The organism is Pseudoalteromonas qingdaonensis (assembly GCF_038739665.1).
GTDB lineage: Bacteria > Pseudomonadota > Gammaproteobacteria > Enterobacterales > Alteromonadaceae > Pseudoalteromonas > Pseudoalteromonas qingdaonensis.
Map to the genome: position 1 here is coordinate 1 of NZ_JBCGCU010000003.1, position 18,127 is coordinate 18,127.

At 47.9% G+C, this 18,127-nt stretch carries 16 protein-coding genes; 11 read left to right on the forward strand and 5 right to left on the reverse strand.

From position 1 onward, the window contains the following. The 7 genes from WCN91_RS03670 to hemH all read left to right on the forward strand — a co-directional run. Positions 1-238, forward strand: a 238-nt coding sequence (locus WCN91_RS03670; protein WP_342676409.1) for a transposase, incomplete at its 5' end; no start/stop codon positions are given. 301 nt (positions 239-539) lie between these two features. Then, entirely contained in the window at positions 540-2,183 is a 1,644-nt protein-coding gene (gene pgi, locus WCN91_RS03675; protein WP_342676411.1) for a glucose-6-phosphate isomerase, read from the forward strand. Positions 2,184-2,550: 367 nt separating this feature from the next. Further along, positions 2,551-4,023: a glucose-6-phosphate dehydrogenase gene (gene zwf / locus WCN91_RS03680; protein WP_342676413.1), complete on the forward strand. Its 1,473-nt coding sequence runs from the start codon at positions 2,551-2,553 to the stop codon at positions 4,021-4,023. Then, positions 4,023-4,733, forward strand: a complete 711-nt coding sequence (gene pgl, locus WCN91_RS03685; RefSeq protein ID WP_342676415.1) for a 6-phosphogluconolactonase — start codon at positions 4,023-4,025, stop codon at positions 4,731-4,733. The genes zwf and pgl overlap by 1 nt, the downstream gene beginning before the upstream one ends. A gap of 259 nt (positions 4,734-4,992) precedes the next feature. Next, on the forward strand, positions 4,993-5,700 hold the full coding sequence (locus WCN91_RS03690; protein ID WP_342676417.1) for a SapC family protein: 708 nt from the start codon (positions 4,993-4,995) through the stop codon (positions 5,698-5,700). A 190-nt stretch (positions 5,701-5,890) separates the two neighbouring features. Continuing rightward, positions 5,891-6,535, forward strand: a complete 645-nt coding sequence (gene adk, locus WCN91_RS03695; protein WP_342676419.1) for an adenylate kinase — start codon at positions 5,891-5,893, stop codon at positions 6,533-6,535. A gap of 93 nt (positions 6,536-6,628) precedes the next feature. Further along, positions 6,629-7,633: a ferrochelatase gene (gene hemH, locus WCN91_RS03700; protein WP_342676421.1), complete on the forward strand. Its 1,005-nt coding sequence runs from the start codon at positions 6,629-6,631 to the stop codon at positions 7,631-7,633. Positions 7,634-7,684: 51 nt separating this feature from the next. Here hemH and tpx read toward each other — a convergent pair whose 3' ends face one another. Continuing rightward, positions 7,685-8,281 (reverse strand): thiol peroxidase, encoded by a 597-nt coding sequence (gene tpx, locus WCN91_RS03705; protein WP_342676423.1) that lies wholly within the window; start codon positions 8,279-8,281, stop codon positions 7,685-7,687. A gap of 179 nt (positions 8,282-8,460) precedes the next feature. Here tpx and WCN91_RS03710 point away from each other — a divergent pair, with 179 nt between their 5' ends. Next, complete coding sequence (locus WCN91_RS03710) at positions 8,461-9,465, forward strand: response regulator (protein WP_342676425.1); 1,005 nt, start codon at positions 8,461-8,463, stop codon at positions 9,463-9,465. Positions 9,466-9,467: 2 nt separating this feature from the next. After that, on the forward strand, positions 9,468-10,427 hold the full coding sequence (locus tag WCN91_RS03715; protein ID WP_342676427.1) for a sensor domain-containing diguanylate cyclase: 960 nt from the start codon (positions 9,468-9,470) through the stop codon (positions 10,425-10,427). Positions 10,428-10,448: 21 nt separating this feature from the next. Here the strand turns inward: WCN91_RS03715 and WCN91_RS03720 are convergent, their stop codons facing one another. The 4 genes from WCN91_RS03720 to WCN91_RS03735 all read right to left on the reverse strand — a co-directional run bounded on the left by WCN91_RS03720 (position 10,449) and on the right by WCN91_RS03735 (position 16,022). Beyond that, complete coding sequence (locus WCN91_RS03720) at positions 10,449-11,957, reverse strand: SpoVR family protein (RefSeq protein WP_342676429.1); 1,509 nt, start codon at positions 11,955-11,957, stop codon at positions 10,449-10,451. Positions 11,958-11,971: 14 nt separating this feature from the next. Further along, positions 11,972-13,258, reverse strand: coding sequence for a YeaH/YhbH family protein (locus tag WCN91_RS03725; RefSeq protein ID WP_342676431.1), 1,287 nt, complete (start codon positions 13,256-13,258; stop codon positions 11,972-11,974). A 29-nt stretch (positions 13,259-13,287) separates the two neighbouring features. Continuing rightward, the gene (locus WCN91_RS03730; RefSeq protein WP_342676433.1) at positions 13,288-15,210 is read right to left on the reverse strand and encodes a PrkA family serine protein kinase; all 1,923 of its coding nucleotides are present in this window, start codon (positions 15,208-15,210) and stop codon (positions 13,288-13,290) included. A gap of 227 nt (positions 15,211-15,437) precedes the next feature. Next, entirely contained in the window at positions 15,438-16,022 is a 585-nt protein-coding gene (locus tag WCN91_RS03735) for a superoxide dismutase (RefSeq protein ID WP_342676435.1), read from the reverse strand. A 337-nt stretch (positions 16,023-16,359) separates the two neighbouring features. Here WCN91_RS03735 and WCN91_RS03740 point away from each other — a divergent pair, with 337 nt between their 5' ends. Beyond that, positions 16,360-16,701 carry a Grx4 family monothiol glutaredoxin gene (locus WCN91_RS03740; RefSeq protein ID WP_342676437.1) on the forward strand — a complete coding sequence of 114 codons (342 nt, stop codon included), beginning with the start codon at positions 16,360-16,362 and terminating at the stop codon, positions 16,699-16,701. 167 nt (positions 16,702-16,868) lie between these two features. Then, on the forward strand, positions 16,869-17,783 hold the full coding sequence (locus WCN91_RS03745) for a substrate-binding periplasmic protein (protein WP_342676439.1): 915 nt from the start codon (positions 16,869-16,871) through the stop codon (positions 17,781-17,783). Positions 17,784-18,127: the final 344 nt, after the last annotated feature.

Below are 18,127 nucleotides of genomic sequence, written 5' to 3' on the forward strand. Positions count from 1 at the left end.
AAAATATATTGAAGCCAAAGGAGGCGCTTCTGTCATACCCAAACGAAATTATGGCCAAGATATGGACAAAGAGAGTGTCGATTGGTGTCTTTATAAATATAGGCACTTAGTTGAAAATGCATTCGCACGAATAAAACATTATCGTTCAATATCAACTAGATATGAAAAACTCGCGAGGAATTATGCCAGTATGGTGTCACTGGCATTTTCAATGATGTGGCTGCCGATGTATTGCTGAGTAAAATATGTACAGCAAAGATCAACAGGCCCTAGCAGGAATAATTTTAATTTTTCCTAATGATACCGGTGTCAAGGACGAAAATATGCGCTATGATCCGCCCATAAAATTTCAAATAAGCTGTTTGATAGCGTTGTCATTTTAACTTAACGTTTACCGAAAATGGCAATTTTAAACGCAAGATTAGCGGGTTTGTCCTCGTACTTTCACAAAAATAAAGAAAAATGCAGTGATAGTGAGTGAATTAGCAACTCAATAGTTGCGAGCCTATTAATCTAGCTGGAAAGGTAAGGAATTAACAATGGTAGCAAGCCGTTCACAATTAACGAGTTGGCAAAGGCTTCAAAAGCAGGCACAAGGGCTAAAAAACACCCACTTAAAACACCTGTTTGCCGCGGACGCAAGCCGCTTCGATAAGCTGTCATTGGCTATACCCGGAGTACTATTTGATTATTCCAAACAACTGATAGATGTACAGGTACGCGACACCCTGGTTGAGCTGGCAGAGCAATGTGACCTGGCCCAATGGCGCGATAAAATGTTCGCCGGTGACAAGATCAACTTTACCGAGCAACGTGCGGTTTTGCACACGGCACTGCGTAACCCAGGCAATGTGGCTATTGATGTCGATGGCATTAATGTTGTTGAGCAGGTACACAAGGAACTGGCGAAAGTAGCGGCTTTTGTTGACAAGGTGCGCAGTGGTCAATGGCGCGGTTATAGCGATAAAGCCATTCGTGATGTAGTCAGTATTGGTGTTGGCGGCTCTAACCTTGGCCCGCAAATGGCGACCGAAGCATTGGCAAGCTATGCAGATGATACCCTCAACATACATTATGTTTCCAATGTTGATGGGGTGCAGATAGCTCAGGTATTAAAGCAACTCAACCCAGAAACCACCTTGTTTGTGGTGTCGTCGAAAACCTTTACCACCTCGGAGACCATGACCAACGCCGCCACCGCGGTACGCTGGTTAAAAGAGGCGGCCAAAGATGATGGCGCCGTGGCCAAGCATTTTGTTGCCGTGAGCACCAATTTGCAAAAAACCGCAGCCTTTGGCATTGCCGATGAAAACGTATTCACTATGTGGGACTGGGTTGGTGGTCGCTTTTCGATGTGGAGTGCGATAGGTTTGCCTATAGCCCTGTATCTTGGCTTTGACGCCTTTAGTGAATTGCTGGCCGGCGCCTTTGAAATCGATGAGCATTTTCGCGAGGCTCCGTTAAACGCCAATATCCCAGTGCTTATGGGCTTGTTGAGCGTTTGGAATACCAGCTTTTTAGACCATAGAGCCCAGGTTATTTTGCCCTACGATCAAGCCCTGCATATGTTGCCTGCCTACTTGCAGCAAGGGGAAATGGAAAGTAATGGTAAGGCGGTAAATTTTGCCGGTGAGCCGGTGCCTTATACCACGGTGCCGCTGATCTGGGGGATGACGGGCATTAATGGTCAGCATGCTTTTTACCAGTATCTACACCAAGGTACGACCATAGTGCCGGCGGACTTTATTGCGTCGGTCGAGCCGCAGACCGAAGTTGATGGCCATCACCATGTGTTGATGTCGAACTTCTTCGCGCAAAGCGAGGCCATGATGAACGGGGTTGATGCCGAGCAGGTACGTGCCGACTTGCTGCAAAAGGGTGTCAGCGAGCAACAAATAGAAGAGTTGATCCCTCATAAGTTGCATCAGGGAAATCGGCCAACAACGTCTATTATTTTAGATAAGCTGGATGCGCGCGCGCTGGGACGCTTAATCGCCTTGTATGAACATAAGATATTTGTGCAGGGGATCATCTTACAGATTTGCTCCTTCGATCAATGGGGCGTCGAACTTGGCAAGGGATTGGCAAAGAATATCGAGTCGGAACTGCGGGCGCAGAGTGTTGGGGAGCACGATAGCTCAACGCAGGGACTGATGGCGTATTATCTGAATAAACGCCGATAACAGATTTAGCTGCATCGTCAGCAAAGCCGAGTAGCGCTTATCCCATGATGGGACGGCTTACAGAATACCTTTGAACGGGTAGCGCTGGAGTCTTTGGGGCCTGTATTTTTGTGAGAGGAATTACAGTGACCCTAAAGCTCATTTATTCCCAAGCTCCGATCGCTAGTTGTCTAGGGTCGGAGCTTTGCCTTTTTCGCCGCTAAGAATTCGTCAGGCGTTAATGGCTATGTGCACCTTTGGGTGCGCACCAACATCAGGGTCACAGGCCGTGGGCTTGTTATAATTCCCAATAAGAACAACGAATGTGCCACTTGCAGGCTCGGCCTTGCTGGCTTGTCGGAACAAAGTAACAGGTAGAGAGTAAATCATGCTAAATCCTTTTGATATCATAATCTTTGGTGGTGGTGGCGACCTTGCTTTACGCAAGCTGCTACCGGCCATGTATCGCGCTTATCAGGAAGGGAACCTGCCACAAGGAACGCGGATCTTACCAAGCGTACGCAGCGCAGAACAGCGTGACGAATACATTGAAACTGCTCACACAGCTTTAAAAGAACACCTGGGCCAGGGCGAATATAACAACAAAGACTGGCAGGCTTTTGCCAACTACCTGGTACCTGTGCTGATCAATGTAACCGAGGCGGATGAGCACTGGGATGAGTTGAAAACCATTCTCAGCGAGCATGATGAAGATAAGTCACGTGTTTTCTATCTTTCCCTGCCGCCAGCCGTTTACGGTACCTGCTGTGAAATTTTATCCACCAAGGGTCTTATCACCGACACCTCGCGTGTGGTCGTGGAAAAACCTATCGGTTATTGCGGTGAGTCTGCTGAGCAGATCAATGGCAAAATCGCCCAATACTTTAACGAAGAGCAAGTTTTCCGTATCGACCATTACTTGGGTAAAGAAACGGTGCAAAACCTGATGGCGCTGCGTTTCTCTAACTCGGTATTTGAGAATCTGTGGGATGCCAAGACCATAGATAATATTCAAATCAGCATTTCCGAGACAGTCGGTCTGGAAACTCGCGCTGGCTTTTATGACAAGGCCGGGGCGCTGCGCGATATGATACAAAACCATTTGTTGCAGTTGCTGTGCCTGGTGGCCATGGAGTCGCCGCATAAGCTCAATGCCAACTCCATCCGTACCGAAAAATTAAAAGTGCTTGAGGCGCTGCGCCCGCTGGTGGCCGAGCAGGTTGACGACAATATCGTTCGTGGCCAGTATGTGCCCGGCGATCTTGGCGGCAAAATAGTCCCGGGCTATCTTGAAGAGCTTGCAGATGGCCCAAGCAATACCGAAACCTTTGTCGTCATTAGGGCGCATATTGATAACTGGCGTTGGGCGGGTGTGCCATTCTATCTACGCACCGGTAAGCGTATGAAAAAACGTTGTGCTGAAATCGTGGTTGAGTACAAGCCCGTCTCACATAATGTTTATGATGACAGTGTTGGCCCCATTCAGCCTAACCGCCTAGTGATCCGTTTACAGCCGGAAGAGAGCATTCAATTAACCCTGATGTCAAAGCGTTTGGATAATCTTGAGATGCAACTTGAGCCGGTGACCTTGAACATTGAATTATCCGAGTCTTATAGCTCAGGTTTCCACTCTGATGCTTATAAGCGCTTGATGCTGGATGCTGCGGCCAATAATCCAGCTCTGTTTATTCACCGTGACGAAGTACGCCAAGCCTGGCAGTGGATTGACCCTATTATTGAGCGTTGGCAGGAAAAAGGCGCACCGGCTTTATACCGCGCCGGTACTTGGGGCCCAGTCGATGCCGATGAACTGCTGGCCGAAACTAATCACCGTTGGTTCAACACAGGAGAGGGCGCATAATGGCGACTATCACAGAGCATTTTTTTGACTCAAAAGAGCAAATGACCCAGGCCCTTGCGGCTTCATTGGTCGAGCGTCTAACCAGCGCGTTAACTGAGCGTCAACGTGCGTCTTTAATGGTATCCGGCGGCTCTTCACCGGCACCGGCCTATAAATATTTGTCGGGCTTGGATATCGCCTGGGACAAGGTTGATGTGGCCATGGTTGATGAGCGTTGGGTTGATGCCGACCATGATAAGAGCAACGAAAGCTTTATTATCAACACCTTGTTGCAGGATAAGGCGGCAAGCGCCAACTTTATTACCATGAAAAACAGTGCTGAAACCGCCGAAGCCGGGGTTGAGCAGTGCGAGCAGATGTATGCACAGATCCAGCGTCCGTTTGATGTCACCATCTTGGGCATGGGGCCGGATGGTCATACCGCATCTTTATTTCCTCACGCCCAAGGTTTAGAAACAGGCTTATCTTCACAGCAATTAGTGTGTGCCATTAATGCCATTGAAAGCGAAGTGACCGGTGCCATCACCGAGCGTATGACTCTTACTCTGCATGCTATTGCCCAATCGCGAGTGGTTAAGTTGCTGATCAGCGGTGAGGAAAAATTAGCGGTCTACAAAGAAGCCAAAGCTGGTGGTGATGTGCAGGCCATGCCTTTGCGCGCTGTGCTGCAGCATCCTGAGCTTGAGCTGGAAGTCTACTGGGCGCCATAAGTGTTTGCCGTTTAAGAACAAAGAAAACGCAGCTTTGGCTTAATGCCACTCGCTCTTAAGCGAGTGGCATTATGAGTCTTCACTGGTTTTTTTATGCCCTTAAACAAGTCTAGTCAAGGGCTAGAGCATCAGATAAGCGTCATAAGAGAGGAAAAGAAGACATGAAACTTTAATGTATTTCCCCTTTCTTTTTGTCAACAAAACCGATAGCCTTAGGCCACAAAAAGTAATAAATACGTAAATAGTATGGAGCAGTATCATGGCGGAACAACAAGTGCAGCCTTTGCATAATGAAAAGCATGCCAACACAAAAATCAAACATGGCCTTAACATTGAATTTTTAAAAACTCAGCATTTAGTGCCTGTAGTGGCGCACGAGTTTGGCCGCGTCGCTAATGAATTCCCACTGGCGTTCGTAAAAAACAATGAATCTGGTAAATTCCAGGCGGTTGCCTTATTCGGTCTTGAGCCGGGCGAAAACCTGTTTATCAAAGACGACCAATGGCAGGCGGCTTTTGCCCCTCTAGCTGTTACTCGCTACCCGCTAGGTCTGGTTAAGCACCCTGAGCAAGAGCAATACGGTGTGGTTATCGATGAAGCCAGCCCGTTAGTTAGCGAAGAAGAAGGCAATGCCTTATTCGAAAACGGTGAAGAGACGGAATACCTTAAGCGTCGTAAAGAAGCCCTGGTTTCTTTTATCGAATTCAGCGGTGTAACCGATGCCTTCACTCAGTACCTTGCCGATAAAGAACTACTAACAGCGCAAACGCTAACCGTAGATATCAAGGGTGAGAAAAAAGACATCACGGGTATCCACCTGATCGATGAGAAGAAATTACAAGAGCTTAGCGATGAGGACTTCCTTGAGCTACGTAAGCGCGGTTACCTTGCGCCTATCTACTCATTCTTAACCTCGACTCATCAGGTTGGTCGCCTAGCTCGTTTGAAAGCTGAGCGCGATGCATAAGTAAATCGTTTAAAAACGAACATAAGAGCCCGGTAGTTACCGGGCTTTTTTATGCCCACCTGGTCACTAAATCGACTGTTAACCATGTTGGACGAAAGTTTTACCTTTTTATCCTTGAGTAACACTCGTCCTTATGAAAAAATTTGAGTTTATTTTATGACCCCAATAACGCAGACACGAGGATATGATTATGCGCATTATTCTATTAGGCGCACCCGGTGCTGGTAAAGGCACGCAAGCTCAGTTTTTAATGGACAAGTACGGCATTCCCCAGATTTCTACCGGCGACATGCTACGTGCTGCTATTAAAGAAGGCACGCCGCTTGGTTTAGAAGCGAAGAAGGTGATGGATGCGGGCCAACTTGTGTCTGACGATATTATCATTGGTCTGGTTAAAGAGCGTGTAGCTAAAGCCGACTGTGAAAACGGCTTCCTACTTGACGGTTTCCCGCGCACTATTCCACAGGCTGATGCCATGAAAGAAAACGGTATTGCCGTTGATCATGTAATCGAGTTTGATGTTGCCGACGAAGTGATCGTTGAGCGCATGGGCGGTCGTCGCGTACACCCAGGCTCTGGCCGTGTTTACCACGTAGTTTACAACCCGCCTAAGGTGGAAGGTAAAGACGACGTGACCGGTGAAGACTTGATCATCCGTGATGACGATACCGAAGAAACGGTACGTAAGCGTCTGGCTATTTACCACGATCAAACCAAGCCTTTGGTTGATTATTACCAAGGTGAAGCCGATGCGGGCAACACTCAGTACCACAAGATAAATGGTACGCAGGCGGTTGAAACCGTAAGTCAGCAACTAGCTGAATTACTAGGTTAAGCTCCGAAACAACAAAAACCGCCGTCAGGCGGTTTTTTGATCCTAGCGCTGCTTTTATGGGTATAATCACTAAAAAATAAAGGAAAGTGAGTTATGTCTTTAGCTTTGATGCAGCCAGCCAGTCGTTATGGTGTGTTGTTGGTCAATTTAGGAACTCCGGAGGCGCCGACGGCTGCTGCGGTGCGTGCTTACCTTAAAGAGTTTCTTTCGGACACCCGAGTGGTGGAGATCCCGCCCTTGCTGTGGTCCATTATCCTCAATGGCATTATTTTGCCCACACGCTCAGCTAAGGTGGCCAAGGCCTACGCCTCTATCTGGCAAAGTGAAGGCTCGCCGCTGCGGGTTATTACCGAGCGGCAGACTCAGGCCCTAAAGCAAGCCATTAACAGTCGAAGTGGCCAGTCTATTCATGTGGATTATGCCATGACTTATGGCCAGCCCAGCATTCAAAGCCGTATTGATGATATGCAGGCTCGCGGTATCGACAAAATAGCTGTCTTGCCCTTGTATCCTCAGTATTCGGCCACCACCACGGCGGCGGTATTCGATAAGCTGAATCGTCACCTTGCTAAGGTGCGTAATATTCCCGAGATCCGTTTCTTAAAGCACTATTATGAGCGCGACAGCTATATTCATGCCTTGGCCGAGTCTATTGCCAAATATCGCCAAGTGCATGGTGACGCTGAAAAGCTGATTTTCTCCTTTCATGGTATCCCTAAGCGCTGCGTGAATAAGGGCGACCCTTATTACGAGCATTGCAAGTTTACCGCCGAGCGCTGCGCACAGAAGTTGGGACTCAGTGATGAGCAATGGCTGATGACCTTTCAGTCGCGCTTTGGCAAAGAGGAGTGGCTGCAACCCTATACGGATAAGACCTTAACCGAGTTAGGTCAGGCCGGGGTGAAAAAGCTGCAGGTGGTGTGCCCAGCCTTTGCCGCCGATTGCTTGGAAACTCTGGAGGAAATATCGGTGGAAAATGCCGAGATTTTCATCGAAGCGGGCGGTGAGCACTTAGGTTATATCCCAGCTCTGAATGATGACGCCGAGCATATCGAACTATTAGTAGAGCTTGCCTATTCGCAGTTGCAGAACTGGTAATTAAAAAAGCGCCCTGGAGCGCTTTTTTAATGTCTGATTTTTACCGCAAATTTAAAGTGAATCTAAAGCGGCGATGGCTTTTTTATAGTCAGGCTCTTTTGATAGCTCGCTAACTAATTCCTTGTAAACCACCTTGTGCTCTTTATCGAGCACAAACACGGCACGGCTTAAAATGCCCATGTCTTTAATTAGCAGCCCGTAGTTTTCGGCAAAATCACGCCACACCGCATCGGATAAGGTTTCCAGCTTGTCTATGCCTTCTGCGGCACAATAGCGTTTTTGCGCAAAAGGCAGATCGGTGCTGATGGTCAGCATGGCTACCTGCGGATAATTGGCCGCTACCTGCTCGTTAAAGTGTTTAGTTTGGATGCTGCACACCCCCGTGTCCAGACTTGGCACAACGCTTAGCAGCACTGCCTGTTGTTGATAATCGCCTAGGCCCTTGGCCTGAAACGTATCGTCAACGACACGAAAATCCGGGGCTTTTTGGCCTACGGCTACACCGTTACCAAGCAACACGACGGGCTTGCCTTTGGCGGTGACCTTATTGGCATCCACGGTGTTGATGGTGGTACTTTGCTCTGCGAAGGCGCCGTAGCTGACACTGGAAGCCAGCACGAGGGCGCTGAGCAATACTTTATTTATCATAATCTTGCCTTAGTGTAAAAATGTATGCCGTTATCTTTGTCGATAGCGTCAGTCTATAATTAAATTGAGTTTACTCGTTAATTTTAATACCATTATTAGCGGTTAGCTTTTGTAATATAAGCAAAAAACATTATTTTTTCATTTCCTCTCTCAGACCTTGGTATCAGGTATTCTAAATCATGAAAACGCCAGTATTGATCTGTGATGACTCCAGCGTGGCCCGGCGACAGCTCGCTCGTTCCTTTCCCCTAGACTGGGACGTGCAACTTATGTACGCAACTAATGGCCAAGAATGCCTTGCTCTATTAGAGACCGCCAATCCCGAAGTTTTATTTCTCGATTTAAATATGCCGGGTATGGACGGCTATCAGGTACTTCAGGCCATTCGGGAACGCCATCTACAAGTCATAGTGATCATCGTATCCGGTGATATTCAACCCAGCGCTTTAGCGCGGGTACGTGAGCTCGGGGCCGTCGACTTTGTTGCTAAGCCCTGCGACAGCACCAAGTTGGCCCAGATCATCGACCACCATGGCATAAAAGACAGTGCCCGGCGTCGACGCCTAGCGTTGCAGTTGGGCGAATGGCTCGACCCGCAGGTACGCGATGTCTATCAAGAGCTGACCAATGTCGCCATGGGCCAGGCCGGTGATTTACTGGCGCGTTTGCTCAATGTCTTTGTCACCTTGCCGATCCCCAATGTCAACATCTTGGAAGTCAATGAGTTGGCCATGGCGCTGCATTCCATCGATCATAATGCGGCCACCTCGGGGATTTGTCAGGGCTTTATTGGCGGCGGTATTTCCGGAGAGGCGCTGCTGTTACTCAATGACTCCAGCTTTAAGGAAATCGCTGCGCTCATGAATTATGGCGGTGAGCTTAACGACGCGGTGGAGTTGGAGTTGCTGATGGACGTCGGCAACATACTTATCGGCGCCATGCTAACCGGGTTGGCAAAGCAGTTGGATGTGCATTTCTCCCAAGGACATCCCGTGGTCTTGGGTCAGCATAGCCAGGTAGCCGAGCTGGTGAGGGCCAATCGCAGTCGCTGGCAACGTACCTTAGCGATCGAAATAAGCTATGGCATAGAAGGTCATGACATTAGTTGCGACCTTATGCTGCTGTTCACCGAAGACTCGCTGAAGACACTGAAGTACAAAGTCGAATATTTACTGGAAGACTGATTATGCCTGCAGCCGATTACAAGATGCACGAGGTTCACTGGTTGTTGGATATGTTCAACACCGTAGACGTTGGCCTGGTGGTGCTCGATAGACAATATCGGGTTTGTAGCTGGAATGGTTTTATGGAAAATCATTCCGGCTTGTTGCCCATCGCGGTGCAAGGCAGGGAATTATTTGAGGTCTTTCCCAGCATTGATGAGCACTGGTTTCGCACCAAAACCGAGTCGGTGTTTGTGTTAAAAAACCGCTCTTTTACCATTTGGGAGCAAAAGCCTTATATTTTCCGTTTTAAAAATTATCGCCCGATCACCGGTAAAGCGGATTATATGTATCAGAATGCCACCTTTATCCCACTGACCGACACCCGTGGCGAGGTGACCCATATTTGCGTAATTATTTATGATGTCACCGACGAAGCGGTCAATAAGTTAGAGCTTGAAGAGGCCAATCGGCTGCTGGAGCAGATCAGCCGCACCGACAGCCTGACGCAATTACCAAACCGAGGCTTTTGGGAAGAAACCCTGGATAAGGAGTTTAAGCGCCTAAAGCGTAACGGTGGTTGTGATTCCTTGCTGATGTTCGACGTCGATCATTTTAAAGCCATTAATGATACCTACGGCCATGCCAGCGGCGATAAGGCACTGCAGCACTTGGCTGCATTGCTGAAAGGGACGCTGCGCGAAAGCGATATGGCGGCCCGCTATGGTGGAGAAGAGTTTGTGGTGATCCTATACGATACCGACGCGCAAGGTGCCCTGGTGTTTGCCGAGCGACTCAGACAACTGATAGCCAGTACCAAGGTAGTTTTGGACGAGGTGCAACTGGGCATGACCATCAGTGCCGGTATCGCCCAATATCGCAGTGGTTTTTTACAGTACCCGCAATGGATAGCGGCCGCCGACAAGGCGCTTTATCGCTCCAAGCAAGCAGGCCGTAATCAAACCACAGTGGCCGAAGACTAAGTTCCTCTAAAACTGAGGCGCTTAGCTTTCCAGATCCAGCTCTGAGCTGGGGCAAGTGACTAACTTGACTATGCTACCGTCGGCATTTTCCTGCTCAAGGCGCACGGGGAAGCCCCATAATCTGTGCAGGTGTTTTAGCACTTCATCTCTGGACTCTGCCAGCGGTATATCGCGATGGGGAATATAGCGCAGGGTTAGCGACCTATCGCCACGAATATCAATGTCATAGACCTGAATATTGGGCTCATGATTGCTGAGGTTGTATTGTGCTGACAGTGCCTGGCGAATTTTCTGGTAGCCGTTCTCATCGTGGATCGCTGCGACTTCTAAATGCGGCTGCTGGCTGTCATCGACAATGGAAAATAGTTTGAATTCACGAATGAGGCGGGGCGATAAAAACTGACTGATAAAACTCTCGTCTTTAAAATTCTGCATCGCAAAATGCAGGGTTTTCAACCAATTACTGCCCGCATATTCGGGGAACCACTGACGGTCCTCATCGTCCGGATTTTCACAAATACGGCGAATATCCACCATCATATTAAAGCCCAAGGCGTAGGGGTTGATGCCGGAGTAATAATTACTGTTGTAGGGTGGCTGATAAATTACATTGGTGTGGCTTTGCAGCACCTCGAACATAAAACCATCGGTGAGTTTGCCTTCATCATAGAGGTGATTAAGCAGGGTGTAGTGCCAGAAGGTGGCCCAACCTTCATTCATAACCTGGGTTTGCTTTTGCGGGTAGAAGTACTGGGATATTTTGCGCACTATACGCACTATTTCGCGCTGCCAGGGCTCCAGTAGCGGGGCATTTTTTTCGACAAAATAGAGAATATTTTCCTGCGGCTCAGAGGGAAAACGTGAGCGCTTTTTACTTTTTTGTTGTTCGCTGGTGGGTATGGTACGCCACAGCTCATTGACCTGAGATTGCAAGTAATCGGCGCGCTCCTGCTGGCGCTTTTGCTCCTCATAGAGGGATATTTGCTGCGGTCGTTTATAGCGGTCGACGCCATAATTCATCAGTGCATGGCAGGAGTCGAGAATATCTTCTACCTCATCTATGCCATATTTTTGCTCGCACTCGGCGATGTAGTTTTTGGCGAACAGCAGGTAATCGATAATGGAGCCGGCGTCGGTCCAGGTTTTAAACAGATAATTCCCCTTAAAAAAGGAATTGTGGCCATAGCAGGCATGGGCCATCACTAAGGCCTGCATGGCCATGGTGTTTTCTTCCATCAGGTAGGCAATACAGGGGTTGGAGTTAATAACGATTTCATAGGCCAGGCCCATTTGGCCACGGCGGTAGTTTTGCTCCGTTTGAATAAACTTCTTACCGAACGACCAGTGGTTGTAGCCTATGGGCATGCCTACGCTGGAGTAGGCATCCATCATCTGCTCGGCGGTGATCACTTCAATCTGATTGGGGTAAGTGTCGAGCTTATAATGCTCGGCGACCCGTTTGATCTCCTGCCGATATTCTTCCAGTAAATCAAAAGTCCAATCTGGGCCGTCACTTAAAGGTTTGGTCATAGTCACCCCTTATGCTAAGCGCGTTGCGCTGCGGTGCTTGCACTTTTTTTAAAGAGTTCGCGGAAGATAGGGTAAATGTCTTCCACCGAGGTAATGTGCTTAATGGCAAAGTTCCCGAAGTGCGCCGCTAGTTGTTCATACTCGCGCCACAGGCTTTGATGGGCGCGATTGGTGATCTCCACATAGGCGTAGTAGCGCACCATGGGTAAAATTTTATTGCTTAGTACCTCAGCGCATTGGGGGGAATCATCGACCCAGTTATCGCCATCGGACGCCTGGGCGGCGTAGATATTCCACTCGCTGGAGGAATAGCGGGCGGCAATGATCTGGTGCATCAGCTTTAGGGCGCTGGACACTATGGTGCCGCCGGTTTCCTGAGAATAGAAAAACTCCTGCTCGTTGACTTCCTTGGCCTGGGTATGGTGGCGGATATAAACGACTTCGATATCCTTGTAAGTGCGGGTAAGGAACAAATAGAGCAGAATATAAAAGCGCTTCGCCATATCCTTGGTGGCCTGATCCATGGACCCGGACACATCCATCAAGCAAAACATCACCGCCTTGGAAGTGGGGTGAGGGCGCTTTTCATAGTTACGAAAGCGCAGATCATAATTATCGATAAAGGGCACGGCGGATATCTGGCGCTCCAGCTCTTCTATTTGCGCCAGTAGTTCATTGATACGGGTTTGCTCGGGCACAGGTTGTTGCTCTAATCGGATAAGCTCTTCTTTGAGCTCGGCCAGCTCACGCTTTTTCCCAGCAGTCATGGCTACACGGCGCGCCAAGGAGCTTTGCAATGAGCGAACAACATCTATATTACTGGGGACGCCATCGCTACAAAAACCGGCCCTGTGGGTGCGCATTTGCACCAGCTTGTCGAGGCTGTTTTCCTGCAAGTTAGGCAGTTCTAAATCTTCAAACAAGAGGTCGAGATATTCGTCTTTGGAGATGGAAAACACAAAATCATCCGTGCCTTCTCCTTGGTCACTGGCTTCGCCTTCACCGGCACCACCGCCTTGTCCTGCAGGAGGGCGCTTGATCCTGTCGCCGGCATTGAACTGATCATTGCCCGGGTGCACCTGCTCGCGAAAGCCGCCCTTGCCTTGATGAAACACCGGCTCTTTTAAGTCCTTCGCAGGTATGGAGATGCGCTCACCGCTGGACACATCGGTGACACTGCGTTTGTTTATGGCGTCTGAAACGGCTTCCTTAATTTGCTTTTTATAGCGTCGAATAAAGCGTTGACGATTAAGCGTACTTTTATTCTTGCCGTTCAGGCGCCTATCGATAAAGTGCGCCATAAAATTCCCCTCAACTTACTTCAAAGGCGTTATTGTGATTTGCGTACGCGCAAGTACCACTCGGATAACAGCCTTACTTGTTTCTGGGTGTAGCCCTTGGCTACCATGCGATTAACAAAGTCTTCGTGCTTCTTCTGATCGTCCGCCGAGGTTTTGGCATTGAAGGAGATAACCGGAAGCAAATCCTCGGTATTGGAGAACATCTTCTTCTCTATTACTGTGCGTAACTTCTCGTAGCTGGTCCACAAGGGGTTTTTGCCATTATTGTGCGCCCGTGCCCGCAGGACAAAGTTGACGATTTCGTTGCGGAAGTCCTTAGGATTGGAGATACCCGCAGGTTTTTCAATTTTTTCCAACTCGGCATTGAGGGCGGCGCGATCAAACAGCTGCCCCGTATCTGGGTCGCGGTATTCCTGATCCTGAATCCAAAAGTCTGCATAGGTCACATAACGATCGAAAATATTCTGACCATATTCGGAGTAGGACTCTAAATAAGCGGTTTGCAGCTCTTTACCGATAAATTCAACGTATTGCGGGATCAGGTAGCCCTTAAGGTGAGATAAGTAACGCTCTTGTACCTCGGCGCTGTATTGCTCGCGCTCGATTTGTTGCTCAAGTACATAAAACAGATGCACAGGGTTGGCCGCCACTTCACTGTGATCAAAGTTAAAGACACGGGACAAAATCTTAAAGGAAAAGCGTGTCGATAGCCCAGTCATGCCCTCATCGACGCCTGCATAGTCGCGATACTCCTGATAGGATTTTGCCTTGGGATCTGTATCTTTAAGGCTTTCGCCGTTATAAACCCGCATTTTTGAATAAATACTGGAGTTTTCCGGCTCTTTTAGGCGGGATAAAACTGAGAATTTGGCTAAAGTCTCAAGTGTGCCAGGGGCGCATGGGGCGTCGCATAGCTCACTGTTTTGTAATAGCTTATCGTAAATTTTTACTTCTTCGGTAACGCGCAGGCAATAGGGCACTTTAACGATATAAACCCTGTCGAGGAAAGCCTCGTTGTTTTTGTTGTTTTTAAAGGTTTGCCATTCTGACTCATTGGAGTGAGCGAGAATAATACCGTTAAAGGGCAAGGCAGAAATGCCTTCGGTACCGTTATAGTTACCTTCTTGGGTTGCAGTAAGCAGCGGGTGCAGCACCTTAATAGGCGCCTTAAACATTTCCACAAACTCCATTAGGCCCTGGTTGGCCAGGCAGAGCGCACCAGAGTAGGCGTAGGCATCGGGATCGTTTTGGGCAAAATGCTCCAGTTTACGAATATCTACCTTACCGACCAGGGCTGAAATATCTTGGTTGTTCTCATCGCCGGGCTCGGTTTTGGCGATGGCGATTTGATTTAAAATAGAAGGGTAGCGCTTAACCACTCTAAACTGGCTGATGTCGCCATTGTATTCTTTTAAGCGTTTCGCCGCCCAAGGCGACATTATGGTGCGTAAGTAGCGTTTTTTAATGCCGTATTCGTTCTCTAACAGGTCGCCATCTTCCATGGCGTTAAAAAGGCTTAATGGATGGTCATTAACGGGTGAGCCTTTTAAACAATAAATCGGTACCTGTTGCATCAGGTATTTTAATTTTTCAGCTATGGATGACTTACCGCCCCCAACTGGGCCAAGTAAGTAGAGAACTTGTTTATATTCTTCAAGGCCTTGCGCTGCGTGTTTAAGGTAAGAGACGATTTGCTCTATGGCATCTTCCATGCCATAAAACTCACTGAATGCGGGGTAGCGGGCGATCACCCTGTTGGAAAATAGGCGGCTGAGTATCGAGTCTTGCGAGGTGTCTATCATCTGCGGCTCGCCTATGGCCGTCAGCAGTCTTTCGGCGGCCGTGGCGTAGGCCGTTTTGTCTTGTTTGCACAACTCTAAAAACTCGCTAACGCTATATTCTTCTTCTTGGGATGCTTCAAAGCGAGATTGATAATGCTCAAATATTGTCATAGCGACCTCCAAGGAACCCGAAGCTAAGATGAAAGGCAAAGATGCAACTCGGTTACTTAAAGCGTAGACAGTGTTATAAAAATTTGCGAAATATATTAGGAATTTAGTCCTCTTAATTGACCTTGGATTCAGGCATAAAAAAAAAGCCCGGTTGTACAGCGACAACAAGGCTTTTTTACTATTTAGTCAAGGTGAAATTAATTCACCTTGACATTAGTCTTTGGCGATTAAGCAGCGAAGTTTTGGTTCGCGAAATCCCAGTTAACTAGTGCCCAGAAACCTTTAAGGTAATCAGGACGCACGTTGCGGTAATCGATGTAGTAAGCGTGTTCCCACAGATCCACTGTTAGGATAGGAGTTACGCCAGCTTCAGTCAGCGGAGTGGCTGCATTTGAAGTGTTAACGATATCTAGAGAACCGTCGGCAGTTTTAACTAGCCAAGTCCAGCTTGAACCGAAGTTGTTAACTGCTTTATCGTTGAAAGCTTCTTGGAAAGCTTCGAAAGAACCCCATTTAGCGTTGATAGCATCGGCAACTGCACCAGTTGCTACACCACCGCCATTTGGAGACAGGCTGTGCCAGTAGAAAGTGTGGTTCCAGATTTGTGCGGCATTGTTGAAAACACCGCCTTCTGATGAACATACGATCTCTTCTAGTGATTTACCTTCGAAATCAGTACCTTCGATTAAGCCGTTTAGCTTAACTACGTAAGTGTTGTGGTGCTTACCGTGGTGGAACTCAAGAGTTTCTTGAGAAATATGCGGCTCAAGAGCGTTGATTTCATAAGGTAGTGACGGTAGTTCAAATGCCATGTTTTTCTCCATCTGTCTTTATTTGAAAATGGGCTTTAACCGGGTGCAAGCTGCGCTCGGTGTACTGAAAGCCTTTATAGTGCTACTATAATTCCCGAGTATTTTACTCAAGTTTAAACAAACAGCAACGCTTTAAAAAGTGTAAGTTATTCTCGCTTTTACCAATGTTAGCAAGCATGGCAGTATTTTTCGTTAACTTTGCGGGAAAAATAGCTCATGTGTTTACTCTGGGAAACTATCCAGCGTTGGCCGTTTGCTTTAACATACTCTAAACATTGTGGTCGCGGTGGTGGTTTTCAATACAAACCAGCATCGAAAATTGAAATTGAGGTTGTTAATGGAAACCATTGATAAGATTAAACAGCAAATTGCCGAAAACCCGATTCTGCTTTATATGAAGGGTTCGCCTAAGTTACCAAGCTGCGGTTTTTCTTCGCAGGCTTCACAAGCATTGATGTCTTGTGGTGAGCAATTTGCTTACGTGGATATTCTACAAAACCCGGATATTCGCGCTGAATTACCTACGTATGCCAACTGGCCAACCTTCCCACAGCTTTGGGTTGAAGGCGAGTTGATCGGCGGCTGTGACATTATTATCGAAATGTTCCAACGCGGTGAATTACAGCCACTTATTCAAGAAACTGCTGCTAAATATAAAGAAGCGGACAGCGCCGAATAAGCAAACAGGCTATGTTCTTGGGCGCAACCAAGAGCTATCTCGTTGATAAACGATAAAAATAATACTTAAGCCGGCATTCGTCGGCTTTTCTTTTACTTTTCTTTCCATCTCGCCAGCATCTATTACACTTTCATCTAGGCATTAATGGGTGACAATGGAAGTGGGTGATGTTCTCAGTGCGAATTCAGGGAATGCTGCTGTTACTCCTTGCTACAAGCTGGCCATTTATGTGTGGCGCGGCGACAGACAAGGTGACGCAAGTAACTCTGGAATACCGACTCGATAATCAGAATTACAGTTACACCGGCATTTGGCAGGGGGCGACTCTGAGTTTTGATGGCGGCCGCGAGCGCAAAGCTGTGGTAGCCACTCTTAATTGGCCTCCTTATATTGGTAGACAAGAATGCCAAGGTGGCTGGCTGCTTCAGTATATGGCGGCGGTGATAATACAGGCTGGCTACAATCCCGAATTTCGTTTTTTACCTTGGGCCCGTGCTGTGCGTATGGCGGAGCTGGGTCATGTGGATATACTTGCTCCCGAATATGAAATAGAAGCCTCGGCGCCGTCCGATGTGGTGCTGGGCAATACTCGTTTACAGCATTTAGCCTTGTCCTCTCCTTACGCCCACACTCCCGTGCATTATATTAGCGCCGCCAAGGCTTCCCTGACACAGGCGCCCGAACCTAAGTCCTTGTCCGACTATGCGATAGGCGTGGTGCGCGGCTACCAAAATTCCCCAGAGGTTGACCAAGTGCTTGATAGCGGCCGCGTGATTGTGCAACAAGCCATAGACGATGGCCAAAACCTGCAATTGTTACTTAATGATCGGGTTAATCTGATCCTTGCCGACCCCTTGGTGATAGCAACCTTGGCCAAACGTCAGGGCATAGATGAGGGCAGTTATAGGGTGTTGCAACCGGCGATCGCCAAGCAGCCCTTGTACTTTGCCCTGTCAACGGCGCGGCCCCAGTGGCAAGGGTTAATGACGGATATTAATAGCAGCATCACCAAGATGCAGAAACAGGCATTGCGTACACAACTAATATCCCGTCTCACACAAGTTTGCCCTGCATATAATTAAAAGAATGATGAATACCCAACGATGTGACTGAATAATTATTCATTATATAGCGTCGTTTACGTTAACGTAAGGCTAGCATTGACCTTGGCGTTACTTAGCGTTATTTTGCATTTTTTCATTTTGACACTGGTGTCATGTTAAAAATAACGAATATAGGTCGGATAAATAGTACAAGGTGTTTACTTTTTATGGTGATCACAAATAATGAAAAATATTCAAGATTGTGAATATGTATTCGTTATTTCGTTGACACTCCAGATGCAAAGGGTTAGCGTTGACGGTCCGCTAGCACCACAGCAAGGGTCAATAATTGCCAAGCTAGCACGCAGTAGCAATGGGGAGAG

What these genes read in the sequence shown, in the direction of transcription:
- adk (WP_342676419.1), top strand. Translation starts at nt 5,891, where the DNA reads ATGCGCATTATTCTATTAGGCGCACCCGGTGCTGGTAAAGGCACGCAA.
- WCN91_RS03725 (WP_342676431.1), bottom strand. Translation starts at nt 13,258, where the DNA reads ATGGCGCACTTTATCGATAGGCGCCTGAACGGCAAGAATAAAAGTACG.
- pgi (WP_342676411.1), top strand. Translation starts at nt 540, where the DNA reads ATGGTAGCAAGCCGTTCACAATTAACGAGTTGGCAAAGGCTTCAAAAG.
- WCN91_RS03710 (WP_342676425.1), top strand. Translation starts at nt 8,461, where the DNA reads ATGAAAACGCCAGTATTGATCTGTGATGACTCCAGCGTGGCCCGGCGA.
- WCN91_RS03690 (WP_342676417.1), top strand. Translation starts at nt 4,993, where the DNA reads ATGGCGGAACAACAAGTGCAGCCTTTGCATAATGAAAAGCATGCCAAC.
- WCN91_RS03715 (WP_342676427.1), top strand. Translation starts at nt 9,468, where the DNA reads ATGCCTGCAGCCGATTACAAGATGCACGAGGTTCACTGGTTGTTGGAT.
- hemH (WP_342676421.1), top strand. Translation starts at nt 6,629, where the DNA reads ATGTCTTTAGCTTTGATGCAGCCAGCCAGTCGTTATGGTGTGTTGTTG.
- pgl (WP_342676415.1), top strand. Translation starts at nt 4,023, where the DNA reads ATGGCGACTATCACAGAGCATTTTTTTGACTCAAAAGAGCAAATGACC.
- WCN91_RS03730 (WP_342676433.1), bottom strand. Translation starts at nt 15,210, where the DNA reads ATGACAATATTTGAGCATTATCAATCTCGCTTTGAAGCATCCCAAGAA.
- WCN91_RS03720 (WP_342676429.1), bottom strand. Translation starts at nt 11,957, where the DNA reads ATGACCAAACCTTTAAGTGACGGCCCAGATTGGACTTTTGATTTACTG.
- WCN91_RS03745 (WP_342676439.1), top strand. Translation starts at nt 16,869, where the DNA reads ATGTTCTCAGTGCGAATTCAGGGAATGCTGCTGTTACTCCTTGCTACA.
- zwf (WP_342676413.1), top strand. Translation starts at nt 2,551, where the DNA reads ATGCTAAATCCTTTTGATATCATAATCTTTGGTGGTGGTGGCGACCTT.
- tpx (WP_342676423.1), bottom strand. Translation starts at nt 8,281, where the DNA reads ATGATAAATAAAGTATTGCTCAGCGCCCTCGTGCTGGCTTCCAGTGTC.
- WCN91_RS03740 (WP_342676437.1), top strand. Translation starts at nt 16,360, where the DNA reads ATGGAAACCATTGATAAGATTAAACAGCAAATTGCCGAAAACCCGATT.
- WCN91_RS03735 (WP_342676435.1), bottom strand. Translation starts at nt 16,022, where the DNA reads ATGGCATTTGAACTACCGTCACTACCTTATGAAATCAACGCTCTTGAG.